General features: G+C 70.3%; 15 protein-coding genes and 3 pseudogenes. 13 read left to right on the forward strand and 5 right to left on the reverse strand.

From position 1 onward, the window contains the following. Positions 1-3: 3 nt before the first annotated feature. The 3 genes and pseudogenes from AAFF41_RS34925 to AAFF41_RS34935 form a co-directional block, all read left to right on the forward strand. Entirely contained in the window at positions 4-1,386 is a 1,383-nt protein-coding gene (locus tag AAFF41_RS34925; protein WP_343325176.1) for a DoxX family protein, read from the forward strand. Between the two features lie 65 nt (positions 1,387-1,451). Next, positions 1,452-2,837 carry an FAD-binding oxidoreductase gene (locus AAFF41_RS34930; protein WP_319748500.1) on the forward strand — a complete coding sequence of 462 codons (1,386 nt, stop codon included), beginning with the start codon at positions 1,452-1,454 and terminating at the stop codon, positions 2,835-2,837. 160 nt (positions 2,838-2,997) lie between these two features. Further along, positions 2,998-3,153: pseudogene (locus AAFF41_RS34935) on the forward strand (IS256 family transposase); the annotation flags it as partial. 174 nt (positions 3,154-3,327) lie between these two features. Here the strand turns inward: AAFF41_RS34935 and dctA are convergent. Both dctA and AAFF41_RS34945 read right to left on the reverse strand, forming a co-directional pair. Beyond that, positions 3,328-4,713 (reverse strand): C4-dicarboxylate transporter DctA, encoded by a 1,386-nt coding sequence (gene dctA / locus AAFF41_RS34940; protein WP_319748501.1) that lies wholly within the window; start codon positions 4,711-4,713, stop codon positions 3,328-3,330. Further along, positions 4,710-5,828 (reverse strand): PrpF domain-containing protein, encoded by a 1,119-nt coding sequence (locus AAFF41_RS34945; protein ID WP_319748502.1) that lies wholly within the window; start codon positions 5,826-5,828, stop codon positions 4,710-4,712. Before AAFF41_RS34945 ends, dctA begins: the two co-directional genes overlap by 4 nt. A gap of 170 nt (positions 5,829-5,998) precedes the next feature. Here AAFF41_RS34945 and AAFF41_RS34950 point away from each other — a divergent pair, with 170 nt between their 5' ends. Continuing rightward, complete coding sequence (locus tag AAFF41_RS34950) at positions 5,999-6,913, forward strand: LysR family transcriptional regulator (RefSeq protein ID WP_319748503.1); 915 nt, start codon at positions 5,999-6,001, stop codon at positions 6,911-6,913. A 63-nt stretch (positions 6,914-6,976) separates the two neighbouring features. Here AAFF41_RS34950 and AAFF41_RS34955 read toward each other — a convergent pair. Next, positions 6,977-7,120 (reverse strand): annotated as a pseudogene (locus tag AAFF41_RS34955) (IS256 family transposase); the annotation flags it as partial. A gap of 314 nt (positions 7,121-7,434) precedes the next feature. Then, on the reverse strand, positions 7,435-9,126 hold the full coding sequence (locus AAFF41_RS34960) for an acetolactate synthase large subunit (RefSeq protein WP_319748504.1): 1,692 nt from the start codon (positions 9,124-9,126) through the stop codon (positions 7,435-7,437). Positions 9,127-9,289: 163 nt separating this feature from the next. On the opposite strand from AAFF41_RS34960, the gene AAFF41_RS34965 reads away from it, so the two are divergent. After that, positions 9,290-10,027 carry a flavodoxin family protein gene (locus AAFF41_RS34965; protein WP_319748505.1) on the forward strand — a complete coding sequence of 246 codons (738 nt, stop codon included), beginning with the start codon at positions 9,290-9,292 and terminating at the stop codon, positions 10,025-10,027. A 10-nt stretch (positions 10,028-10,037) separates the two neighbouring features. Here the strand turns inward: AAFF41_RS34965 and AAFF41_RS34970 are convergent, their stop codons facing one another. Further along, complete coding sequence (locus AAFF41_RS34970; protein WP_319748506.1) at positions 10,038-11,096, reverse strand: PucR family transcriptional regulator; 1,059 nt, start codon at positions 11,094-11,096, stop codon at positions 10,038-10,040. A 249-nt stretch (positions 11,097-11,345) separates the two neighbouring features. On the opposite strand from AAFF41_RS34970, the gene AAFF41_RS34975 reads away from it, so the two are divergent. From AAFF41_RS34975 to AAFF41_RS35010, 8 genes and pseudogenes are all read left to right on the forward strand, one after another. Further along, a complete protein-coding gene (locus tag AAFF41_RS34975; protein WP_343325177.1) occupies positions 11,346-11,960 on the forward strand; it encodes a hypothetical protein in 615 nt (204 codons plus the stop codon). A gap of 71 nt (positions 11,961-12,031) precedes the next feature. After that, positions 12,032-14,110 (forward strand): flotillin family protein, encoded by a 2,079-nt coding sequence (locus tag AAFF41_RS34980; RefSeq protein WP_319748508.1) that lies wholly within the window; start codon positions 12,032-12,034, stop codon positions 14,108-14,110. Positions 14,111-14,189: 79 nt separating this feature from the next. Then, positions 14,190-19,115 carry a DNA repair ATPase gene (locus AAFF41_RS34985; protein WP_343325178.1) on the forward strand — a complete coding sequence of 1,642 codons (4,926 nt, stop codon included), beginning with the start codon at positions 14,190-14,192 and terminating at the stop codon, positions 19,113-19,115. A 153-nt stretch (positions 19,116-19,268) separates the two neighbouring features. After that, entirely contained in the window at positions 19,269-19,733 is a 465-nt protein-coding gene (locus AAFF41_RS34990; protein WP_319748510.1) for a CBS domain-containing protein, read from the forward strand. Positions 19,734-20,120: 387 nt separating this feature from the next. Further along, positions 20,121-20,468, forward strand: a pseudogene (locus tag AAFF41_RS34995) (cation:proton antiporter); the annotation flags it as partial. A gap of 41 nt (positions 20,469-20,509) precedes the next feature. Further along, entirely contained in the window at positions 20,510-21,808 is a 1,299-nt protein-coding gene (locus AAFF41_RS35000) for an ArsB/NhaD family transporter (RefSeq protein WP_319748511.1), read from the forward strand. Positions 21,809-22,032: 224 nt separating this feature from the next. Further along, complete coding sequence (locus tag AAFF41_RS35005; protein ID WP_343325179.1) at positions 22,033-23,253, forward strand: lactonase family protein; 1,221 nt, start codon at positions 22,033-22,035, stop codon at positions 23,251-23,253. 307 nt (positions 23,254-23,560) lie between these two features. Then, positions 23,561-25,027: a WGR domain-containing protein gene (locus tag AAFF41_RS35010; RefSeq protein ID WP_319748513.1), complete on the forward strand. Its 1,467-nt coding sequence runs from the start codon at positions 23,561-23,563 to the stop codon at positions 25,025-25,027. Positions 25,028-25,123: the final 96 nt, after the last annotated feature.

Below are 25,123 nucleotides of genomic sequence, written 5' to 3' on the forward strand. Positions count from 1 at the left end.
ACGATGAAGGTGCGAGTAGGCAAGTGGCTGCGGACCGTCGCGTCCTCACCGGCCGGCCGGGCGGCCCGACGGGTGGTCCCGTCGGCCGGCGCCTCCCCGGCCCCGCCTCCCTGGACCGGGGCCGCCCGCGCCGCCTACCGGTTCGGTTTCGCCTACGCCGGCCTGTACTGCCTGACCTCCCCTCAGGTCTATCTGGCCCTGCGCGGGGGCGGAATGGGGCGTCTCCAGGAAGCGGCCGACTCCTGGGCGAAGCTCTGGGAGGTACGTCCGGTGCGGAACTGGATGTCCGTCCGGGTCCTCGGCAGGGAGCTGGGTGACCGCTTCGACGGCGGCGACGACCCGCACACCTGGGCGGGGCAGCTCTGCTGGCTCGCGGGTGCCGCCGCGGCCACCCCGGTCTGGTCCGTGCTGGACCGGAACCGGACGGACTACGTGGCGCTGGACAAGTGGGTCCGCCTGGCCGCCCGATTCTGCCTCGCGGGGCAGATGTTCTCTTACGGCGCGGCCAAGGCCGTCCCGCTCCAGTTCCAGCTGCCGCCGTCCAAGCTCGTCGAGCCGCTCGGCGACCTCAGTCCGATGGGCCTGCTGTGGGCGCAGACGGGGTCCTCGAAGCCGTACCAGATGCTGCTCGGCTGTGCGGAGATCGCGGGCGGGCTGCTGCTCATCGTCCCGCGCACGGCGTCGCTGGGCGCGCTGGTGTCGGCCGCGGAGATGGCCCAGGTGCTTCTCCTCAACCTGACCTTCGACGTCCCCGTCAAGGTGCACTCCTTCCACCTCCTCCTGCTCAGCTTGCTTCTGCTGGCCCCGCACACGCCTCGCCTGACCGAAGCCCTGCTCACGGAGCGCCCGGTCCCCGCGGCCGTCCCCGCGGACCTCTTCCGCTCCCGCCGGGCGAACCGGATCGCCACCGCACTGCAGGCCGGGGCGGGGCTCTGGCTGCTCGGCGCACAGCTGCGCAACGACTGGTCGTTCTGGAAGAACCACGGGGGCGGACGGGAGAAGCCCGGGTTGTACGGCGTCTGGGACGTCACCGACTTCTCCATCGACGGCGAGCGGCACCCGCCCATGACGACCGACGGCCAGCGCTGGCGCCGAGTCGTCGTGGACTCCGTCGACACCGTGGCCATCCAGCACATGGACGACTCGCTCGACCCCTGCATGGCGGCGATCGACATGAACGCCCGTTCGGTCGCGCTGACCAGGATGGCCGACCCCAAGTGGCAAGTGACGTTCACCTTCGAGCGCCCGGCCGACGACCGCCTGATCCTGGAGGGCGACGCCGACGGCTACCACCTCCGCCTGCATCTGCGCCGCCGCGATCTCGGCACCTTCCCGCTGGTCGGCCGTGGCTTCCACTGGGTGCAGGACAACTCGTACCTGCGGTAGCGGACCAGTCGACCGACCGGCACACACGGGACGGCGGCCCGCCGTCCACGGGAGGAGAACAACGGATGAGCGCGGACGTGGACACGCTGGCCGCGGAGGTGCGAGGACCCGTCCTGCTGCCCGGCAGCCGAGGGTACGACGAGGAACGGACCGGTTTCCAGACCGGCTTCCGGCACCGGCCCGCCGTCGTCGTCGGCGCCACCCGCCCCGAGGACGTGCGCGCCGCGGTCCGCTTCGCCGCCGAGCGGAGGCTGCCCGTCGCCGTGCAGTCCACCGGACACGGCATCGTCACGGCCCTGGACGGTGAGGGCGTACTCATCACCACCCGCCGGATGAAGGCCGTCGTGGTGGACGCGGAGGGCGGAACCGTCCGAGCCCAGGCCGGCGTGCTGTGGGGAGAGGTCATCGAGCGGGCCGCCCCGTACGGTCTGGCCCCTGTCAACGGCTCAGCTCCGCACATCGGCGTCGTCGGCTATCTCCTCGGCGGCGGTGTCGGCCTGCTCGGCCGCCGGACCGGATACGCCAGCGACTACGTCCGCGCCATCGACATCGTCACCGCCGACGGCGCGCTGCGCCACGTCACGGCCGGATCCGACACCGACCTGTTCTGGGCGCTGCGCGGTGGCGGCGGCAACTTCGGCGCCGTCACCGCCATCGAGACGGCCCTCGTGCCGGTGACCAGGCTCTACGGCGGCGGCCTCCACTTCGCCGCGGACCACCCCGTCGACCTGCTGCACGCCTACCGCGCGTGGACCCTCACGCTGCCCGAGGAACTCACCTCCTCGATCGGCCTCATGACCTTCCCACCGTTGCCGTCCGTCCCCGAGCCGCTGCGCGGACGCCACGTCGCACACGTCCGGATCGCCTTCACGGGCTCCGCCGAGGAGGGCGAACGGCTCGTGGCGCCCCTGCGCGCGCTCGGCCCGCGTCTGATCGACACCGTCCGGGAGATCCCGTACACGGAGGTCGGCACCATCTACCAGGACCCGCACGTCCCGCATGCCTACTTCGGCGGGAACGTCCTGCTGAGCGAACTCGATCCCACGGCCCTGCGGACCGTCGTGGAGGTGGCCGGACCCGACGCGACCGTCCCCTGCATCGTCGACATCCGTCACCTCGGCGGGGCCTTCGCCCGCCGGCCCACCGATCCGGGCGCGGTCGGGGGCCGTGACGCCGCGTACATGCTGCGAGTGATGACCGGCGGCACGGCCGCGCCGTCCACCGCAGCCCGGCCGGTCCACCAGCGCGTCTACGACGCCCTGAAGCAGTGGACCGTCGGCCGCAGCCTCAACTCCGTCTACAACGACGGCGCCCCGGTCCGCCAGGAGCAGGTGCGGGAGCTCTTCGCGGCCGAGGACTTCGAGCGGCTGCGACGCGTAAAGACGCTGCACGATCCGCACAACCTGTTCCGGTTCAACCACAACATTCGACCGACAGCAGCGACTGACTGAGCTTTCGCGCTCTCCTGGTCTCCGGTCGGCCGGGTGCCGGCGTCACCAAGAAGGAGCCCGCCGACTTCCTCACCGCCCGCACCGGTGAGCGCAGCTGGCGAGCTATGGCAGCGGCGTGGGATGACCACGACCCGTCACCCAGTGTGCGTGAGCTGCGGCAGGGCGGTACTTCCCGCACTGGCTCCTGGAACGGCGCCGCCGGACCGCGCAGGCCCGGATCGGTGTGGTGGCCACTGCTTGTCCGCTGAGTGTGTCCACCCGCAGGGGCGAGGAACTCGCGGAGTCCCTCGGCGTCACCCAGCCGCCGAAGTCCCAGGGCAGGAAGCGTGCGCCCTGCCCGCGGGCGGACTGTGCGGCGCTGAAGCCGGCGCTTTTGCCGCCGACCGCGATGACGTCCCCGGGCCCGGTCGTATACGTACGCACTCCTGTCGTGGGAAAGGGCCGGTCGGGAGCGGGTGCTCCGGACCGGCCTCCTGGATCCGCGGCGGTGTCAGCCGATGGAGGGCACCGGCTCCAGGGCCGGTTCGGGCGTCACGGCCTTCGGCTTGGGCGCGGCCGTCACCGGGACGGGGACGTAGGGGATCTCGCCGCGCAGGACGGCCTTGGCGCGGTCCTCGTCGAGCTGGCCCTCCCATCGGGCGACGGCCAGGGTGGCGACGCCGTTGCCGACGAGGCTCGTGAGGGCGCGGGCCTCGGACATGAAGCGGTCGATGCCGAAGATCAGGGCGAGGGCGGCGACCGGAACGTGCGGGACGGCGCTGAGGGTGGCGGCGAGGGCGATGAATCCGGAGCCGGTGACGCCGGCCGCGCCCTTGGAGGTGAGCAGCATGATCGCGAGCATGGACAGCTGCTGGGTGAGGCTGAGGTCGATGCCGAGGGCCTGGGCGAGGAACACCGAGCCCATGGTCAGGTAGATCGCGGTGCCGTCGAGGTTGAAGGAGTAGCCGGCGGGCACCGTGATGCCGACGACCGGCTTCGAGGCGCCCACGTGTTGCAGCTTGGCCATCATGCGCGGCAGAACGGGCTCGGTGGACGAGGTGCCCAGGACGATCAGCAGCTCCTCCTTGATGTAGCGCAGGAAGGGGAGGATGCGCAGGCCGTTGAGGCGCATGACCGCGCCCAGGACGACCACGACGAAGAAGAGCGCCGTGAGCCAGAACGAGCCGACGAGCAGGGCGAGATGGCTCAGTGTGTCCAGGCCGTAGTTGCCGATGGTGAAGGCCATCGAGCCGAATGCGCCGATCGGGGCGAGCCGCATGATCCAGCGGATCAGCGTGAAGAGCACCGTGGAGAACTTCTCGATACCGCGGGCGATGCTCAGGCCGGCCTCGCCGCTGGCGTGCAGGCCGAAGCCGAACAGCACCGAGACGAGGAGCACCGGCAAGATGTCGTTGCCGGTGAAGGCGCTGACCAGCGTGGCCGGGATCATCGCCAGGACGAACTCGACGAAGCCCTCGTGCTCCGTCGCGGCCGGTGGCAGGCCCTTGGTGGAGAGCGACGCGACGTCGACGTGCAGTCCGCTGCCGGGCTTGACGATGTTGACGACGACGAGGCCGATCACCATGGCGATGGTGGTGAGGACCTCGAAGTAGATCAGCGCCTTGAGGCTGACCCGGCCGACCGCGCGCAGGTTGTCCATGGAGGCGATGCCGTGGACGACCGTGCAGAAGATGATCGGCGCGATCATCATCTTGACCAGTGCGATGAACCCGTCGCCCAGGGGTTTGAGCTCGGCGCCGAAGGTGGGCCACAGCCAGCCCACCACGGCGCCGGCCATGATGCCGATCAGGCACTGGATGTAGAGGTGGGAGAGCAGCCGGCGCAGGCGACTCGATGGAGCGGTGACGGTACCCGGGGCAGCGTCGTTGCGGCTCATGCGGGGCGTCCTTCCAGGACGGGAACGAGGAGTTCGGCTCGGGCGATACGCCGGGCGGCGCGGTGCAGCAGCACCGTGGGGGACGCGCCGTCCGGTGCGGGGACGGCTTGGGCGGTGATCACGCCCGCGGGGGTGCCCAGGCGCAGCGTTCCGTCGGCGGTCTGCCGGGCGACACGGTGGGCAAGGGTGCCGGGGGTGGCGGCGGCGGTGGCCAGGGCGACGGCGGAGGTGAGGCCGATCGCCGGGTGGGGTGCGTGCATGGAAACCATCCGGACGGCCAGGTCGTACTCGTCCTGATCGACCAGAATGCCATGGGTGGTGCGGTACGAGGCGGGACGGGCGACGATGCCGACCTTCGGGACCGCGTGGCTGACCGGGTCGTTCTCCTTGGCCAGGCCCATTGTGAGGGCCGCCTGGCGGCGCAGCACGGTGAGCGCGGGGATGGCGGCGGCGAACTGAGTGAGGGACTCGGTGCCGTCGAGGCCGAAAGCCTTGGCCTCGAAGAGCGCGGCGGGGGCGCCGGCGTCGACGAGGGTCGCCTCGACGGGACCTTCGGGGCCGGTCAGGGTGTCCACGGCGTGGCCGGTGGGCAGCGCCCGCCCGGTGGTGGAGCCCGCCGGGTCCTCGAAGCCGAGCAGGACCGGCACGCCGGGCGCGGCCGTGCCGGGCACCAGCGCCATGCCCTCGTCCGGGGCGATACCGCACGGGGTGGAGATGGTGCCGGTGAGCCGGGCCCCGGTGTTGACGTTGCGCATGCGCACGGTGGTGGTGTCCGAGGTGATCGGTACCAGGCCGTGGTGAACGGCGTAGAGGGCGACCGCGGTGGCGCAGTTACCGCAGTTGCTCGCCCACTCCACGCGTTCGTCACCGATGCCGACCTGGGCGAAGGCGTACTCGATGTCGACGTCCGCCTCGGCCGAGATCTGGACGATCGCGGCCTTCGACGTGGTGGAGGTGGCGCCGCCGACGCCGTCGATCTGGCGGGGGTCGGCGGCGTTGAAGGCGGCCAGCAGGACGGAGTCGACGTCCACGCCGGTCGCCGCCACGTCGTGGTGGGCGAAGATCCAGCACTTGCTGGTTCCTCCGCGGATCATCTCGCCCTGCAGACGCAACACAACAGACTCCCCATGAATGCGGACATAGACGTGAAAATGGCCGGGAACTCCGGATCCGCCGGAGACTGCTCTTCCCGGTGGTGGGATCCACGGTGAGTTACGTCGGCGTGAAGTACAATCTCAAAAATCTATACAGGCATTAAGCTGGGGTTAAGTCTTGGGGTGAGGCAGTGCTCGACGTCCGGCGTATTCTGCTCTTCGCGGAGGTTGCCCGCCGCGGTTCGGTGACCGCGACCGCACGTGCCCTCAACTACACCCCGTCGGCGGTGTCGCAGCAGGTCAGCCGCCTGGAGGCGGAGGCGGGTCAGCCCCTTCTGGAGCGTCACGCGCGAGGGGTCACGCTGACCGACGCGGGGCGCGCCCTGGCCGACCGGGCGGCCCGGATCGAACGCGAACTGACGGCCGCGGAGAACGAGCTCGCCGACTTCGCCGGCCTGCGCGCGGGCACCCTGCGTATCGGCACCTTTCCCACCGTCGGCGCCTCACTGCTTCCCCGGGCCGTCATCGCCTTCCGGGCGGCGCATCCCGACGTACGGCTCACGGTGCGCAGCGCCCGCATCGCCGGCCTGTGGTCGATGCTGGAGAATCGGGAGATCGAACTCTCCCTGATGTGGGACTACGACTGGAGCCGCATCGACCGCGAGGACGTCGTCGTCACGCCACTCCTCGACGACCCGCCGGCCCTCCTCGTCAGCGACCAGCACCCGTTCGCCGGGCGCGACTCGGCCACGCTCGCCGACCTGGCGGACGACCCGTGGATCACGCGAGCCGAGCACCACCCCGTGGCCGAGGCCCTCGACCGCAGTTGCCGCGCCGCCGGCTTCGAACCCCAGATCGCCTACGAGGCCCACGACTACCAGGAGGCTCAGGCCATGGTCGCCGCCGGCATCGGCGTCGCCCTCGCCCCCACTCTCGCCCTGGAAGGCATCCGCCCCGGCGTCAGCGTCCTGCCCTTGCTGCCGCCCGCTCCGGTGCGCCGTATCCTCCTGGTCCGCATGGCCGACCACGCACTCACCCCCGCCGCCAGCACCTTCACCGAACTCCTGCTCGACACCACCGCGGCCCGGCTCGAACCCACCCGCTGACGATGCGCTGACTCCCGGTGAAGGGTGTGTCAATTCAAAGGCTGATCCTGGTTGTTGAAGCGGTCAGTGGTTGGTGGGAGTGAGGCGGCCTTCAAAGACGATCTGGAAGGCGTTCATGGGGGCCTTCCAGCGCATGGTCCACCTCTTGCGGCCCTTCCCTGTCGGGTCCATGCTCATCAGCGCCAGGTAGACGCACTTGAGGGCGGATCGCTGCGTGAGCTGGTTGCCGCAGGCTGCTCAGCCCTGAGCAGGACGGACGCTCGGCCTTGACGCTCGTTTGACGCTCTGGGTGTCTGCACGAAGGGCGATGAGCCGAGAAATCGGCTCTGACCGGTGTTTTTTCGAGACTCGCGCAGACCGACATCTTTCCGATGACGCATCACGTGGACTGCGCGGCGATTCTGGAGCCTGCGGCAAAGGGCTCCTGACCCGCCGTTGTGCGTGTGCGTACGAGGTGCGGTGCGGGCGCTACGGGAGCACGGCATCCACCTCGACGTGTCGCACTCGGTCGGGGCGTGCGGTCAGAACGGGCCCTGGAGAGTGCCCAGTCTGTCGGTCAGGCGCAGATTCTCGGAGTAGTCGACCGGGCAGGCGATCACGGAGACGGTGTCGTCGTCGAGGGCGCGGCGCAGCACGGGCAGCAGTTGGTCGGCGGACTCGATCGCGTAGCCGTGTGCGCCGAAGCTTTCGGCGTAGGCGACCAGGTTCGGGTTGGTGAACCGGGTGTGGCTGTGGCGGCCGAGTTCGAGTTCCATCTTCCAGGTGATCAGGCCGTATTCCCCGTCCACCAGGACGAGGACGACCAGCGGGACGCGTTCGCGGACGGCGGTCTCCAGTTCCTGCGAGTTCATCAGGAACGAGCCGTCGCCCATCATCGCCAGGACGCGTCGGTCCGGCCGGGCGAGCTTGGCGGCGATCGCGCCCGGCAGTGAGAACCCCATGGTCGACAAGCCGTTGGAGACCAGACAGGTGTCCGGTTCATAGGCGGGGTAGAGGCGGGCCATCCACATCTTTCCGGCGCCGGTGTCGGCGAGCACGATGTCGTGGCGGTCCAGCGCGGCGCGGACATCGGTGACCACGCGCTGCGGCACCAGGGGGAACGCGTCACTGTCGCGTCCGTACTGGAGCTCTTCGTCGAGGAGCGTACGGATCTTCTCGCTGCTTCCCGGGTCGAAGGTGAGCCCCTCGGGCAGCGCTGCCGCCAGTGCGTCCAGCGCCTGCGAGGGGTCCCCTTTGACGCCCACTGCCACCGGGTAGTGGGCGTCCACCTCGGCGGGGAAGCGGTGCACGTGAAGGATCCGCTTGTCGCCGTTCGGGTTGATCTTGACCGGGTCGAACTCCTGGATCTCGTAGCCCACGCAGATCAGTACGTCGGCCGCGTCGAAGCCGAAGTTGCCGTAGTCGTGGCGCATGAATCCGATCGCGCCGAGAGCGTTCGGGTGATCGTCGGGGAAGACGCCCTTGCCGTGGAACGTGGTCGCGACCGGGATGTTCAGCCCCTCGGCGAACCGCACCAGGGCGGCCGAGGCCCCGGCTCTGGCGGCACCGTGGCCCGCCAGCACGACGGGACGCCGTGCCGTGGTGAGCACCTCGACCGCCCGCGCGATCTGCGAGGAGGACGGCGCGTCGGCGCGCACCGCGTCGATCTGCAAGGGTGCCAGCGGCTCGGCCGGACGCGCTGCTTCGATGTCCTCCGGCACGGCCAGGAACACGGCGCCGGGACGCTCGCTCTGCGCGGTCTTGAACGCCTTGCGCGTCATCTCCGGCACCGCGTCCGGACACGCGATCTGGGCCGCCCACTGGGTGACGGGAGCGAACATCGACACGAGGTCGATGACCTGGTGCGACTCCTTGTGGGTACGGCGCAGCGACCCCTGCGCGGCCAGGGCCACCAGCGGCGCGCTGTTGGTCATGGCGTCGGCGGTGCCGAGCAGCAGATTGATCGCGCCGGGCCCCAGCGTGGCCGAGCACACCCCGGCCCGGCCGGTCAGCCGCCCGTAGATCTCCGCCATGAACGAGGCGGCCTGCTCGTGGCGCACCAGGACGTACCGGATCCCGGAGTCGTTCAGGGCGTCGACGAAGCGGATGTTCTCCTCACCGGGAATCCCGAAGACGTACTCCACGCCCTCGGCCCGCAGACAGCGCACCAACAGGTGCGCGACGTCCTCCACCGCTGCCGTGTTCCGCGACCCGGTCGCGTCTTCGCTGCCCATGGGACGAACGTAGGCACACCCGCCTGCCCCGGCCACTCCTCAGCCGCCGGCGGGGCCATTCGGAGGCGTTGTGGTGGCGCCCGTCGTGGTCGGCCCGCACGCTGGATCCCGTTGTGGACGTGCCGCCGTGCGCCGTGCGGGGGCAGGGCTCTGGGAGGACCGTGTGACCGCTTCGTCGCCCGCCACCGACGCACCGCCGGCCCGGTACGACGACCTGCGTGCTCTGGTGATCAACTGCACCCTCAAGCGCTCGCCGGAGACGAGCAACACCCAGGGGCTGATCGACCGCAGCGTCGGCGTCATGGACGCGCAGGGAGTGCACGTCGATGTCGTCCGGGCGGTGGACCACGACATCGCCACCGGTGTGTGGCCCGACATGACGGAGCACGGCTGGGAGACGGACGCCTGGCCGGACCTCTACCGGCAGGTCCTGGCGGCCGACATCCTCGTGCTGGCCGGCCCCATCTGGCTGGGCGACAACAGTTCCGTGATGAAGCAGGTGATCGAACGCCTCTACTCCTGCTCCAGCCTGCTCAACGACGCCGGACAGTACGCCTATTACGGCCGCGTCGGCGGCTGCCTGATCACCGGCAACGAGGACGGCGTCAAGCACTGCGCCATGAACGTCCTCTACAGCCTGCAGCACCTGGGCTACACCATCCCGCCCCAGGCGGACGCGGGATGGATCGGCGAGGCGGGTCCCGGCCCCTCGTATCTCGACCCCGGCTCGGGCGGCCCGGAGAACGACTTCACCAACCGCAACACCGCCTTCATGACCTGGAACCTGCTGCACCTGGCCCGGGCGTTGAAGGACCTCGGTGGCATTCCCGCATACGGCAACCAGCGCACCGCGTGGGACGCCGGCTGTCACCGCGACTACGAGAACCCCGAACACCGCTGAGCCGGCCGGGTCACAGGCTCTGTGCGGGCCAGTTCAGCAGTCGGGCGCCGATGACCGCGGTCTGGAGCATGTAGCGGTGGGCCGGGTCGGCGGGGTTGGCGCCGGTGAGTTTGTGGATGCGTTCCAGGCGGTAGGTCAGGGCGCGCACGCTCAGTGAGAGACGGCGGGCCGCTTCGGCCGCCACGCAGCCGCAGTCGAAGTACGCGGTGAGGGTGTCCAGGAGGACCTGGGCGCCGCCGCGGGCGGAGGTGAGCGGGCCGAGGGCGTCGAGGACGAGGTCGGCCATGGCCTGGCGGTCCCGGGTGAGGACGGGGTAGACCAGCAGGTCGGCGGCGCGCAGTACCGGGTCGTCGAGTTCGAGGCGTTCGGCGAGTTCGAGGGTGTTCAGTGCCTCTTCGTAGGACTGGACGACCCCGCCGGGGCCGGGCTGGGGGCGGCCGATGGCGATGCGCCCGCCGTCCGTGGCCGCGTACGCCCGCTTGGCGAAGTAGGTGAGGACGTCGTCCTGGTCGCCGGGCGCGACGCACAGCATCCGGCCGTCCTTGGTGGTGAGCAGGATGTTGCGGTCGCCGAAGCGTGCGATGAGGGACTGTTCCACCTGTCGTGGCACTACAGCGCCCTCGTCGTAGGCGGTCGTGCCCTGCGCGACGGCGACGGCGTGCGCCTGGGAGAGGCGCAGGCCGAAGCGCTCGGCCCGCTCGGCGAGGCGGCCCAGGTCGCTGCGGCCGTAGAGGAGGTCGTCGATGAACTCGCGGCGCGCCGCCTCCTCTTTCCGTACGGCGAGGAACTGCGCCCGTTCGTAGCCCTCCGCGAAGGCGTCGATGACCTGCTGGATCGCGGCAAGTGTGCTGTCGGCCGAACCGGGCGTCGTGGGCCAGGCGGCGCGGGCCGCGGACAGGTGGGCGCTGACGAGGGCGCGCAGGCCGTGGCCGGAGTCGGCGGCCCGCTCGCCAAGGGCGCGGCGTGACTCGATCTCGTCGCGGGTGAGGCGCCGACCGGTGGCCGAGACCTCCGCCAGGAGCAGGGCATAGCCGCTCAGATAGTGCTCGGGTATGTCGTGCCCCGTCACGTCGTCCCCCGGTTTCTTGACGGCCCGGTGACGACTTCTTAGCGGCGACCGGCATGCAGACCCTAGTGAACACTGCCGGGAACCGGCAATGCGCTGGCCGGTACCTGACATGCACGATGAGCGCAGGGGAGCACGGCGGATGGTCTCGGTGCCGGATGCCTGGCGGTGTCCGGCACCGACAGCCGGAGGGGAGCCGTGCGCCCACCGGAACAGGCAGGCAGCACAACACGACGAGCGGGGGTGGGGGGCATGTGGTCGTTTCTCGTGGCTGTCAGCGGTTTTCCCACCATCCTGTTCACGGCCGCGCTCGTCGTGGTCGTCGGCTTCTGGCTGCTGGTCGCCGTAGGAGCGGCGGAGTCGCACGGCTTCGACGGCCATGTGCACTTCGACGCCTGGGGGGTGGGCGGGGTCCCGGTCACGGTCGTCTTCTCCCTGGTGACCGCGATCGGCTGGTTCCTGAGTCTGAGCGCGACCGTCCTGCTCGATCCCCTGGCGTCCTCCGGGGTGGTCCGCGGGCTGGCCGGGCTGGCGGTCCTGGCGGGGGCACTGCTGATCGCCTGGCGTGTGACCCGCCTTCTCGTACGGCCGTTGCGCCACCTCTTCCCCGATGAACCGGGGCCGTCCCGGCTGGACTTCGTGGGACTCACCTGCACCGTCCGCACGGGGCGGGTGGACGCCGGGTTCGGGCAGGCCGAGGTCGCGGCGAAGGACGGCTCCACCGCGGTGGTGCAGGTGCGCCAGACCGCGGACGAGGTCCTCACCAGCGGCAGTACCGGCCTGTTGTACGCCTACGACGAGGTCGGCGAGTTCTTCTGGGTCGCGCCGTACGACACGGCGCTCGACCCGCGGGGCCACGGCACCTGAGTCGCCCGCGCCCGCTTCGCGCCGCACCTTCTCACCCGCTTGAAGTTCCTTACGCCTCAAGGACGTTTGCCATGGATGTCATCTCCTTGGGCATCGGCGTGCTCGTCGCCGTTGTCCTCCTCATCGCCATCACCATGCTGTTGGTGGTCGGCCGGCTGTTCCGCAAGGTGGAGCAGGGGCGGGCGCTGATCATCTCCAAGACGAAGAAGGTGGATGTCACCTTCACCGGCGCCGTGGTGCTGCCGGTGCTGCACAAGGCCGAGTACATGGACATCTCGGTGAAGACCATCGAGATCCGCCGCACCGGCCGCGAGGGTCTGATCTGCCAGGACAACATCCGCGCCGACATCCACATCAGCTTCTTCGTCAGGGTCAACAAGACGGTCGAGGACGTCATCAAGGTCGCGCAGGCCATCGGCACCGAGACCGCGAGCGACGCGGCGGCGATCCAGGACTTCTTCGCGGCGAAGTTCTCCGAGGCCCTCAAGACGGTCGGCAAGCAGCTGGACTTCGTCGACCTGTACACCAAGCGCGAGGAGTTCCGGGACCGGATCATCCAGGTCATCGGCACCGACCTCAACGGCTACCACCTCGACGACGCGGCCATCGACTTCCTCGAGCAGACGCCGATGACGCAGCTCGACAACCAGAACATCCTCGATGCCCAGGGCATCCGCAAGATCACCGAACTGACGACGATCGAGCACGTCCGCACCAACGAGTTCCAGCGCACCGAGCAGAAGGAGATCACCCGGCAGAACGTCGACGCCCGGGAGACCATCCTGGAGCTGGAGCGCCGGCAGGCCGAGGCCGAGATCAAGCAGCGGCGCGAGGTCGAGACCCTCCGCGCCCGCGAGGAGGCCGCGACCGCGAAGGTGCAGGAGGAGGAACGGCTCGGCTCGCAGGGCGCGTTCATCCGCACCGAGGAGCAACTCGGCATCCAGCGCGAGAACCAGGCCCGCGAGATCGCCGTCGCGCAGAAGAACCGTGAGCGGGTCATCGCCGTCGAGAACGAGCGCATCGAGAAGGACCGGCTGCTGGAGGTCATCGCCCGGGAACGGGAGACGGGCCTGACGCGTATCGCCGCCGACAAGGAGGTCGAGGCCGAGAGGCGGGAGATCGCCGAGGTCATCCGGGAGCGGGTCGCGGTGGACCGTACGGTCGCCGAGCAGGAGGAGTCCATCAAGAAGCTGCGGGCCGTGGAGGAAGCCGAGCGCGGACGGCAGACCGTGATCATCGCCGCCGAGGCACAGGCCCAGGAGAAGCTGGTCAAGGACATCAAGGCGGCCGAGGCGGCGGAGACCGCGGCCAAGCACCGTGCCGCCGAGCAACTGACGCTTGCCGAAGCCCGGTTGAAGTCGGCCGACCTCGACGCGCGGGCCAAACTGCGGCTCGCCGAGGGCGTCCAGGCCGAGTCCGCCGCCGCGGGCCTCGCCGACGTGCAGGTCCGCGACAAGGCGGCCGAGGTCACCGAGAAGGCCGGCCGTGCCGAGGCCGTGGCCACCGAGGCGCGGCTGCGTGCCGAGGCGGAGGGCACCGAGGCCCGGCTGCGCGCCGAAGCCGAGGGCTCGCGGGCCAAAGCGCTCGCCGAGGCCACCGGTATCGGCGAGAAGCTCAAGGCCGAGGCGGAGGGCCTCGGCCAGAAGGCCGTCGCGATGGCGGCGCTGGACGACGCGTCCCGTGGCCACGAGGAGTACCGGCTGCGGATCCAGGCCGAGAAGGAGATCCGGCTGGCCGGGCTCGAAGTCCAGCGGCAGGTCGCCGAGGCGCAGGCCACGGTGCTCGCCACCGGACTGGAGAACGCCGACATCAACATCGTCGGCGGCGAGTCGGTCTTCTTCGACCGCATCGTCTCCTCGATCGCACTCGGCAAGGGCGTGGACGGTTTCATGCGGCACTCCGAGACCGCGCAGGCGCTGGCGAAGCCGTGGCTGGACGGCACGTCGAGCTTCACCGACGACCTGAGCCGCATCCTCGGCTCGGTGTCCACGGCCGACGTGCAGAACCTGACGGTCTCCGCGCTGCTGACGAAGCTGATGAGGACGGGCGGTGACGGCGCCGGACAGGTGCAGCAACTGCTCGACAAGGCAGGTGAGCTGGGTCTCTCCGACCTGCCACTCGCCGCCCTGAACGGCAGCGTCAGAGCCTGACCGCCAAGCCGGGTCCGGAGCCGCCGAACAGGGGACGGCGGCTCCGGACCTCATGTCCCGCCTTCCTGAGAGGGATCCCATGACCACCGGCCTGGACACCGGTACGTACGACGTGCTGCGCGACCGACTCGCCGCACAGGCAGGCGAACTCGCGCGGCGCGCCGAGGCGCTCAACACCCGCCGCACCGAGCAGTTCGGCTCGACCCGGCTGGAGCTCACCGGCACCGAACGCATCCGCACCGAGCACCACTGTGTGCCCCGCGACATCGTCTCCGTCGGTGACGTCCTGCTCTTCGGATACGACGTCTTCCTCGGCCTCAAGCCGGAGACGACGGTGGGCGACGTCCTCACGCTGTACGACCGAGACCTGAACCGGCTGCCCGAGGACGCCGTCCCCGGTCTGCTCGACGACCCCGCCTTCGTACGGGAACTCGTCGCTCTGTACCGCTACTACCGTGCGGCACGCCTCCTCCAACTGCGCCACGTGGACGGCAGGTTGCTGGCCGTCTTCCAGACCGGCGAGAAGGCCGACGACATCCGCGTACTGCGGTGGGCCCTCTCGGCGGACGGCCGGGCGTCGTTCCTGGACGCGCGCGGTGAGCGCGATCACGTCTTCCCGTCCTCGCACGACTTCGAGTGGCACGAGACGACCCGCGAGGACCACGTACTCGGCCGCCACCCGCACGTCTCCCTCGAGGGCGAGGTCTTCGTCGAGACGGTCGGTGGCACCCTCACCGTCAAGATCGAGGACAACACCGAGACAGGGGAGGGGATCTACGCCGAGCCGGTCGACGAACCGCTCCAGTCCCTCGCCGACGCGGACATCGCGTACGCGCGCGTGGGCGCCCTGATGCTGCTCCGCATCCGCCCCTACAAAGAGGACGCGCACCGCCACCTGGTCGTCAACACGCTCACCAGGTCCGTGGTGCGCCTCGACGGCATCGGGCAGGCGTGCCGCCGCCTCCCCGCGGACCAGGGAATCGTCTTCCCCGGCGGCTACTGCCTGGCCACGGGGGCGTACAAGACGTTCGACGGAACCGCCGCCCCTGTGGACACGGCAGCCCTGGACTACGAGCGGGTGATCCGCTCTCCCAACGGCGAGGACGTCCTCTTCGCCTTCCACGCGCGTGTGGAGGGCCGCAGCCTCCTGCTCCCGTACAACATGATCCGCAAGGAGTTCGCCGCTCCGCTGTCCTGCCACGGCTGGGCGCTCTTCGACGACGGCACGCTGACGGTGCTGCGGGCGGACTCCGATGAGCCGACACGCGTGCACGCGTTGCAGCTCTGGCGGTCCCCGTACGTCTCGGACACCTACGCCGATGCCCAGCCGTCGGAAGCCGGCCCTTCCTCAAGTTCTCAACTGCGTGCGAACAGGGGAGACCCCATCGCCCGTGTCGGCAACGCCGACCTCGTCCGGGGCATCTCCGACTGCTTGTCCCTCACACGTGCCGCCTCGGAGACCGCTCCGACGGCCGAGGTGTACGAGGCGCTGCTCGCCGCCTGTGTCCGCGCGGCCGACACCTACCACTGGCTCGGCGACGCCGATCTGGGCGACCTGCGCACTCCGCTGGACGCGGTCCGCGCCACGGCCGAGCAGGTACTGGCCGAATTCGAGACGGTCCAGGCCCTCACCCGCCAGGCCGCCGACGCACTCGCGGAGGCCGCCGCGCACATCGCCTCGGTCGTACGACGCCTGCGCGGTGAGGCACCCCGCGACGCTCACGCCTGGGTGAACGGCCTGGCCGAACTCCGCCGCGCCCAGGGCCACCTGCTCACGCTCAAGGAGCTGCGGTACGCCGACACCGTCCGTATCGACGAGCTCGCCGCCGACGCGGAGGCCGACCTCGCCTCGTTCGGGCAGCGTGCCGTCTCCTTCCTGGCCCGTGAGGATGCCTTCACCGGTCACCACCAGGCCGTTGAACGGCTCGTCGCGGAAGCCGAGTCGCTCACCACCGTCGCCGAGGCGGCGCCTGTCACCGGCCGCATCGACGAACTGACCGACGGACTGCGGACCGTCACCGAGGTCGTCGCCGGACTGGACATCGCCGACGCCACGGTAAGGACGTCCGTCCTGGAACGCGTCGCCGAGGTGCTGGGTGGTGTCAATCGCGCCCGCGCCACGCTCGAGGCCCGCCGCCGCGAACTCCTCGACCACGAGGGGCGTGCCGAGTTCGCCGCCGAGTTCGCTCTGCTCGGCCAGTCGGTCACGAGCGCGCTCACCGCCGCGGGGAGCCCGGAGTCCTGTGACGAGCAACTCGCCCGGCTGCTGGTGCAGGTGGAGAACCTGGAAGCCCGCTTCACGGAGTTCGACGACTTCCTCGGCGAGCTGGCGGACAGGCGGACCGAGGTGTACGAGGCGTTCGCGGCCCGCAAGCAGACCCTCGCCGACGCCCGCGCCCGCCGGGCCGAACAGCTCGTGGCCTCGGCGTACCGGGTCCTGGAAACGGTCGCGCGCCGGGCCGCCGCGCTCGCCGACACCGACGCGGTCAGTACGTACTTCGCCTCCGACCCGATGGTCGCCAAGGTCCGGCGCACCACGGACGAGCTGCGCGATCTCGGCGACCGGGTACGGGCGGAGGCACTGGACGGCCGGTTGAAGGCCACCCGCCAGGAAGCGTCCCGCGCCCTGCGCGACCGCACCGACCTGTACACCGACGACGGCCGCGTCATCCGCTTGGGCAGCCACCGGTTCGCCGTGAACACGGAGCCCCTGGACCTCACCCTGGTCCCGGCCGCCGACGGCCTCGCCTTCGCGCTCACCGGCACCGACTACCGCTCACCGGTCGCGGACCCGGACTTCGCCGCCACCCGCCCGTACTGGGACCGGCTGCTGCCCTCCGAATCGCCCCAGGTCTATCGCGCCGAGCACCTCGCGGCCCGGCTGCTGGACGAGCGCGGCCCGGCGGCCCTCGCGGAGGCCGACCTCCCCGACCTCGTACGACAGGCCGCGGAGACGGCGTACGACGAAGGCCACGAGCGTGGCGTCCACGACCACGACGCGACCGCGATCCTCACCGCGGTGCTGCGCCTGCACGAGAGGGCGGGCCTCCTCCGTCACGAGCCCGCCGCCCGCGCCGCCGCCCAGCTGTTCTGGGCCCACACACTTCCCGCAGAGGAGCGCGCGACCCTGAAACGCCGCGCGATGTCGCTCGCCCGCGCCCGCGACACGTTCGGTCTCACACCCGCGATCGCCGACTTCCGGGCGGAGCTGGCGGTCCACGTCGGCCAGGCGTCCGCCGTGTACCTCTTCGAGGAACTGACGACCGACCCCGGCGGCTTCGTCGTCAGCACGGCCACCCGCACACTGCTCGACACGTTCCGCCGGACGGTGGGCACGTCGGCGTACGACGAGGACCTCACCGCCCTCGACGACCTCGCCGCGCGCCGCCAGCTCGTCGAGGCCTGGCTGTCCTCGTACAGCACCGCCACCGGCACGGACATCACCCCCGGAGACCTCGCCGAGGCGGTGGCCGCCGAACTCTGCCCGGACCTGCCGCGTTACGAGTCCGACGCGCCGCTGACCGGGACGGTCACGGGGCTGCTGGGCACGCATCCGCGCATCACCGACCGTTCCCTGACCGTCCGCGTCGACGAATTCCTCTCCCGTACCAGGGAGTTCAGGGCGAAGGACACCCCGGCCTTCCGCGCCTACCAGCGGCAGCGCACCACCCTCGTGACCGCCGAACGCACCCGGCTACGGCTGGACGAGTACCGACCCCGGGTGATGTCCTCGTTCGTCCGGGGCCGCCTCATCGACGAGGTCTACCTTCCTCTCATCGGCGACAACCTGGCCAAACAGCTCGGCACCACAGGCGAGGCGAAGCGCACCGACACCGGCGGCCTGCTCCTGCTCATCTCCCCGCCCGGCTACGGCAAGACGACCCTCATGGAGTACGTCGCCGACCGCCTCGGCCTCGTCCTCGTCAAGGTCAACGGGCCCTCGCTCGGCAGCGCCGTCACCTCGCTCGACCCGGCCGACGCTCCGAACGCCACCGCCCGCCAGGAGGTGGAGAAGATCAACTTCGCGTTGGAGGCGGGCAACAACACCCTTCTCCACCTGGACGACATCCAGCACACCTCGCCCGAGCTGCTTCAGCGGTTCATCCCGCTGTGCGACGCCACGCGCCGTGTCGAGGGCGTGTGGAACGGCGAGCCGCGCACCTACGACCTGCGCGGCAAGCGCTTCGCGGTCTGCATGGCGGGCAATCCCTACACCGAGTCCGGCAGCCGCTTCCACGTCCCCGACATGCTCGCGAGCCGCGCCGACGTCCAGAACCTCGGCGACGTCCTGACCGGCAAGGAGGACGCCTTCGCCGTCAGCTTCGTCGAGAACGCCCTCACCGCGCACCCGGTCCTCGCGCCGCTCGCCGGGCGAGAGCGCACCGACCTGGACCTGCTGATCCGGTGGGCCGAAGGCGACCCGACCGCCCGCGCCGACCGCCTCACCCACCCCTACGCCGCCGCCGAACTGGACCGGATCCTCGCCGTCCTGCGCCATCTGCTCACAGCCCGCGCGACCGTCCTCGCCGTCAACGCGGCCTACATCGCCTCCGCCGCCCGGACCGACGCCACCCGCACGGAGCCGCCCTTCCGGCTCCAGGGCTCCTACCGCACCATGAACAAGATCGTCCAACGCATCCAGCCGGTCATGAACGACACCGAACTCGCCGCCGTCATCGACGACCACTACACGGCCGAGGCGCAGACCCTCACGACCGGCGCGGAGGCGAACCTGCTGAAACTGGCCGAACTGCGCGGCACCCTCACCACCGCACAGGCGCTCCGCTGGGCGGAGGTGAAGGCCGCGTATCTCCGTGCGCAGGCCCTCGGCGGCACGGAGGAGGCCCCTCTGACCCGGGCGGTCGCCGCGCTCGGCCTGCTCGCCGACCGTATCTCCGCCGTGGAGACCGCGATCGACCGGGCCGCCGACCCCCGCCACGCGATGGCCAACCCCACCGCCAGGCACGCCGTCGGGCCGTGGGGGCGAGCGTCGGACGGTACCTAGCCGACGGCGCAGCGGCTCCCTCGGGCGGCTGAAGGCCGGTCCTCGGGCACCCTCCGTATCGGCGGGCCGGTTGTATCGTTCGAAGTGCCGGCCCGGTCGTACGTCCTCGTGGCTGTGTGGGTCGGTGGGTCGAGAGCGAGGCAGGAGCCGAGCGTGCGTGCGCGTGACCTGGCGGTGGAGTACGAGACAGTCGGCGTCGACAGCGACGCCCTGGACGCCGCACGATTGATGGCCGAACACCGGCTGCCCGCGCTTTTGGTGCTGGACGAGCGGGGTGCGCCGAAGGCGATCCTGCCCGCTTCCCAGATGATCAAGATCCTGGTGCCGGGGTACGTCGTGGAGGACCCCACGCTCGCGGCGGTCGTCGACGAGCGCCACGCCGACCGACTGTGCGAGGCGCTCGCGGGACGCAAGGTCGGCGACTGTCTGTCGAAGACCGCGCCACCGCCCGCCATCGCCGCCCCGGACGACACGGCACTGGAGGTCGCGGCCCAGATGGCACAGGCCCGCAGCCCGTTGGTGGCCGTGGTCGACAAGGACAGGAGTGGTACGCGGCTGCTCGGAGTCATCACCGCCTCGCACCTGCTGGAGCGGCTGCTCGCCGCCGCGGCGTGCTGACGGCGGCCGGCACGAGTGCCGTGCGCGAGCAGCGCCATGAGCACGGCCCCGCTGACCGGGCTTCCCGGCCCGCCTGACCCCCAGGCAAAGACCGCAGTGGCCGCCGCTCGGGCCGGGCGGTTCGAGCACACCGACGCCCGGGTGGAGTCTGCGACCAGGTTGCCGGATTCAGGCAACCTGCGGCCCCTCAAGATGCTCGCCAAGAATCTGTTAAGGACGCGTCAAAGGCCTGTAGGGTGCCCAGCGGTGTGCCGGGAAGCCTGGTCGGCGAGCAGGGGATCACTCTCTCTTCCGATCGGGGCGTTCGGCATGGTGCTCGCGGTGGTGTTCGGGGCCGCACTGTTGGTGGCGGTGCTGCTGCTGTGTTTCCTCGGCCTGATCCACATCACCTCGCCGGAGACGAAGGCGTCCTTCGAGCCGCTCGGTGAGGCACTGGCGGAGCTCGCGAAGTTCACGGCGTTGCTGGTCTTCGGCGCGCCGCTGGCCCCGAGGCTGTTCGGGGACCTGTCGTGGGGCGGCCACGCGGCGGTGGTCCAGGCGATGTTCCTCATCCTTCCGGCCTTGCTGCTCTCGCGGCTCGGCACGCGCATCTCCCGCACGGAGAGGTGGGTGGCGGCCTGGGTCGGCCCGAAGGGCTTCGCCTCCGTGGCGCACGGGCTGCTCGTTCTCCGGTCCGGTATCCGGCAGGCCGAGGAGGCGTTCACCCTCGTCGCCGTGCGCATCGCCTTCGCGATCAGGGGCAAGGCTCCGCAACCGCTCGGAGGAACCGGAGAAACGTGAGCGACTGGCACAGCTGGGCGGCGATCGTCGTGTTCGTCGGCGCGTACGCCCTGATCATCAGCGAGAAGATCCACCGCGTCGCCGTGGCCCTGGGCGGCGCGGGACTGATGCTGGCGATCGGGGCGACCGACGACGTCTCGGCGTTCTACTCCGAGGACTCCGGCGTCGACTGGAACGTCATCTTCCTGCTGATGGGCATGATGATGATCGTCGGCGTGCTGAAGAAGACCGGCATGTTCGAGTACCTGGCCATCTGGTCCGTGAAGAAGGCGAAGGCCAAGCCCTTCCGGGTGATGGCCATGCTCGTCGTCATCACGGCCGTCGCCTCCGCGCTCCTCGACAACGTCACCACGGTCCTGCTGATCGCCCCGGTGACGCTGCTGGTCTGCGAGCGGCTCGCGCTGTCGGCCGCTCCCTTCCTCATCGCGGAGGTGTTCGCCTCCAACATCGGCGGCACCGCGACTCTGGTCGGCGATCCGCCCAACATCATCATCGCCAGCCGGGCCGGCCTGACCTTCAACGACTTCCTGGTCCACCTCGCCCCGCTGGTGGCGGTGCTGGTCGTCGTCCTGGTCGCGTTGTGCCGGGTGATGTTCCGCAAGTCCTTCGTGTACGACGAGGACCGCGCCGTGGAGATCATGGCCCTGGAGGAGCGGGAAGCCATCAAGGACCCCCGCCTGCTGGTCCAGGGCCTGATCGTCCTCGCCCTGGTCGTGGCGGGTTTCGTCCTGCATCCGGTGCTGCACTACGAGCCGAGCATCGTCGCCCTGCTCGGCGCCGGACTGCTCGTCGCCGTCTCCACCGCCGACACGAGCGAGGTCCTCTCCGAGGTCGAGTGGCCCACCCTCGCCTTCTTCGCCGGCCTGTTCATCATGATCGGCGGCCTGATCGACACCGGTGTGATCGACGAGGTCTCCAAGACACTGGCCGATGTCATCGGCACGAACGAACTCGGCGGCTCCCTGACCCTCTTGGGAGCCTCGGCGGTGCTGTCCGGCGTTGTCGACAACATCCCCTACGTCGCCACCATGGCGCCCATCACCAGCGACCTGGTCCACAACATGGGCGGCGGCGGTGACCACGTCATGTGGTGGGCCCTCGCCCTCGGCGCCGACCTGGGGGGCAACGCCACCGCCATAGGCGCCTCCGCGAACGTCGTCGTCCTCGGCATCGCCGAACGCAACCGCCAACCCATCACCTTCTGGCAGTTCACCAAGTACGGCCTGATCGTCACCGCCGTCACCGTGACCATCTCCCTCGGCTACGTGTGGCTGCGCTACTTCGCCCTCGGCTGACCCGTGGCCGACGCGGCGTACGGTCGCGTGCCACGTCTCGATGCCCAGGACCGGGTTCGCCTCCTGGCCAAAGCAGGACGCCGGCGGCCCTGGACGCGGCACGTCGAGTTATTACGGGAAGCTGACGTGGCGGTCGAACCCCTCATGCCTCAAGCACCTCATGGACAACTCTGGTCCTGCCCTCCACCGACCCCTGGTGGTGGCGAAGGCCCGAGGAGCGACATATGAGCAGGCACAACAGGCGCAGGTCACCTTTACAGGTCGAGCTGACCCTCGTCGGAGCGGGAATCCTCGCCGCGGCGGCGGCTGTGACGACGGTGACCGTCGCCTCGGCGGGAGAGGTCTCCCGCGGGCACGACGACGCGGGCAGCGCGAAGGCCGGAGCCGACCACGCGGTCTTCGTGCAGGGCAACGAACTCGACGGCAACACAATTCACGTCTTCGAGCGCGCGCAGGACGGCAGGCTGAGTTCCGCGGGCACCTACGCGACCGGTGGCAAGGGCGGGGACCAGGTCGCCGCCCCCACTGACTCGCTCGCCTCGCAGGGCTCGCTCGTCTACGACGACCGGTCCGGCCTGCTCCTCGCGGTCAACGCGGGCAGCGGCACCGTGACGTCCTTCCGAGTCGAGGGACAGAGGCTGACGGACCGCCGGGTGGTGCGTTCGGGCGGGGACTTCCCTTCGTCGATCGCGGTCTCGGGAAGGCTCGCGTACGTCATGAACGCGGGCGGGGCGGGCAGTGTCCAGGGTTTCCGGATCACGGCCAAGGGCCTGGTACCGCTGCGTGACGCTCACCGTTCCCTCGCGCTGGACAACAAGAAGGTGCCGCTGTTCAGCAGTTCTCCCGGGCAGGTCGCGTTCACTCCCGGCGGTCGTGAACTGGTCGTGACCACCAAGTCCGCCAACACCGTCGAAGTCTTTCCGATGACGCGTGACGGACGCCCCGCGCGGCGGGCGGTGGTCAACGACTCCGCCGGTGCCGTCCCGTTCGCGATCACCTTCGACAAGGCCGGCCGAATGCTGGTCGCCGAGGCCAAGGAGTCCACGGTCAGTACGTACGAGGTCCGCGTCGACGGCACCCTCGAGGCCGTCCAGAAATCCCTGCCCAATGGTCAGAACACGCTGTGCTGGCTGGAGCGTGCCGGTGACTTCTTCTACGGCGGCAACACCGGCAGCTCGACCGTCACCGGTTACCGCACGGACCGTCGGGGCGGGCTGGCGCTCACCAACGACGTCGGGGTGGCCGCCCCGCCGTCGGCCAAGTCCCAAGGCGTCATCGACCTGGCGGTGACCAGGGACGAGAAGTTCCTGTACGTGCAGAACGCGACTTCCGGCACCGTCGACGGCTTCCGCATCGGCCGGAACGGCTCGCTGACCAAGGTCGGCACGACCACTGGACTGCCCCCCTTCGCCGAGTCCGGCATGGAGGGCATCGCCGCGGTGTAAAGAAGCGGCCACCGCGGCCCCGGCGCCCCGAACAGTCCCTGTCCGGGGCGCCATGGCCCCTCCGTACGGCACGGGGCGCTCAAACCGCGAGCACCGACCGCCCCCCATGGCCGGAACACCGGAAGCGGACCGATTTCTGCCGGACGCCCTGTCCTGCGGGCGAGGGCTCTGGGGCTTCCCCTGGGGCAGAGGCGCCGTCGTCCGCAACGGTCCTGGCCCGGCCCGTCGTTGTCAGTGGTGACCACTAGTTTGGAGGCACTGGAAGACGGCCGAAGCGGCCGACCGGGCCTTTGGGGAGGGGTGTGCTGTGTCCGCTGCGCAGGCACGACAGTCGGGGAACACGACGTATCTGGAGCTGTCCCAGGAGAGCGGCGGTGCCCACAAATTCTACGAGGTGACCGTCGAGGGGACCACCGTCTCGGTGCGGTACGGACGGATCGGTGTGGACGGGCAGCGTCAGACCTCCGCGTTTCCGACCGTCGAGAAGGCGAACGCGGCGGCGGCGAAGAAGATAGCGGAGAAGGTGCGCAAGGGGTACGCGCCGGCCGTCCAGGGGCAGCGCGCGGCCCGGCCCGTGACGCATCGTCAGGTGACGTCCGCCCCGTCCACGGCGCGGGCGACGGCCCCGGTGCTGTGGCGGTTCCGTACGGGCGCCTCGGCGTTCGGCATCCATGTCGACGAGGACCGCTGCTGGGTGGGCAACCAGCACGGCAGCGTCTACAACCTGAGCCACGACGGTGAGGTGCTGGCTCACTACTCCCTGCCGGACGGGGTGAAGTGCCTGGTGGCGGACGACTTCTGGATCTACGCGGGCTGTGACGACGGCCGGGTGTACGACCTCTCCTCGAAGGTGCCGTTCGCGGCCTACGAGATAGCGGCCGAGGTGGACATCTTCTGGCTGGACATTCACGCGGGCGTGCTGAACGTCTCCGACCGCAACGGCGGTCTGACGGTCATCGACCACGAGGACGAGCTCCAGTGGTCGCGCAACTCGTCCGGGGACAACGCGTGGATGGTGCGGGCCGACGACCACGCCGTGTACCACGGGCACAGCCGCGGTGTGACGGCGTACGCGGCGGACGGCGCCGGCCAGCTCTGGCACACCGCGACCAACGGCAATGTGCTCTTCGGGTGGCAGGAGGAGAACGCCGTCTACGCCGGGACGGGGCGGCGGGTCGTCCAGCGGCTCGCCAAGTCCGACGGGCGGATCGAGGCCTCCTACTCGTGTGACGCCGCGGTGTACTCGTGTGCCACGTCCCCCGGTGGGCGGTACGTCTTCGCGGGCGACTCCGCTTCCTCCGTCTACTGTTTCACCGCCGACGGCTCCCGGCTGTGGAAGCTCGGCACGGGCGGCGGCTCGGCGCTGTCGATGCAGTACCACGACGAAAGGCTGTACATCGTCTCCACGGACGGCTCGCTCGCCTGCGTCGACGCGAGCGAGGCCGCGATCAACGCCGCCCAGTCGGGCACCGTTCCGGTCGCCGCGGACATCAAACTGGCGGCCGCCCTGCCGACGTACGCACCGCTGACCACCGCCGCCTCCGTCGCCACGGTCAGCGCCGTCCCCGCGCCGGGGAGCGGGGTCGTCGTGGAGTGCACTCAGGAGGGAGGCCGAGTGCGCGTGCACGTGGTCTCCGAGGGCTATGAGCCGAGTTGGAACGTCCAGTTCCCGCGTGCGATACGCCAGCCCGGCGCCCGCTATGTGGTGGACGCGCTGCACTCCTCGGCGGGTGGCTTCTACCGGGTGCGCGGAGAGATCAGGCGTCTGGTGTGACGCTCACCGACCAGAGGGGGTAGGTGCGGGCTGCCTCGCGGCCTTCGAGGGGGCCCTTCGGGGGCTCCGTGCTCTCGGGGGGCCTGCGGCACTTGG

Source organism: Streptomyces mirabilis (assembly GCF_039503195.1).
Taxonomy (GTDB): Bacteria; Actinomycetota; Actinomycetes; order Streptomycetales; family Streptomycetaceae; genus Streptomyces; species Streptomyces mirabilis_D.

Coding starts and splice junctions, on each gene's coding strand:
- AAFF41_RS35005 (WP_343325179.1), top strand. CDS start 22,033: ATGAGCAGGCACAACAGGCGCAGGTCACCTTTACAGGTCGAGCTGACC.
- AAFF41_RS34980 (WP_319748508.1), top strand. CDS start 12,032: ATGGATGTCATCTCCTTGGGCATCGGCGTGCTCGTCGCCGTTGTCCTC.
- AAFF41_RS34930 (WP_319748500.1), top strand. CDS start 1,452: ATGAGCGCGGACGTGGACACGCTGGCCGCGGAGGTGCGAGGACCCGTC.
- AAFF41_RS34975 (WP_343325177.1), top strand. CDS start 11,346: ATGTGGTCGTTTCTCGTGGCTGTCAGCGGTTTTCCCACCATCCTGTTC.
- AAFF41_RS34960 (WP_319748504.1), bottom strand. CDS start 9,126: ATGGGCAGCGAAGACGCGACCGGGTCGCGGAACACGGCAGCGGTGGAG.
- AAFF41_RS34985 (WP_343325178.1), top strand. CDS start 14,190: ATGACCACCGGCCTGGACACCGGTACGTACGACGTGCTGCGCGACCGA.
- AAFF41_RS34925 (WP_343325176.1), top strand. CDS start 4: ATGAAGGTGCGAGTAGGCAAGTGGCTGCGGACCGTCGCGTCCTCACCG.
- dctA (WP_319748501.1), bottom strand. CDS start 4,713: ATGAGCCGCAACGACGCTGCCCCGGGTACCGTCACCGCTCCATCGAGT.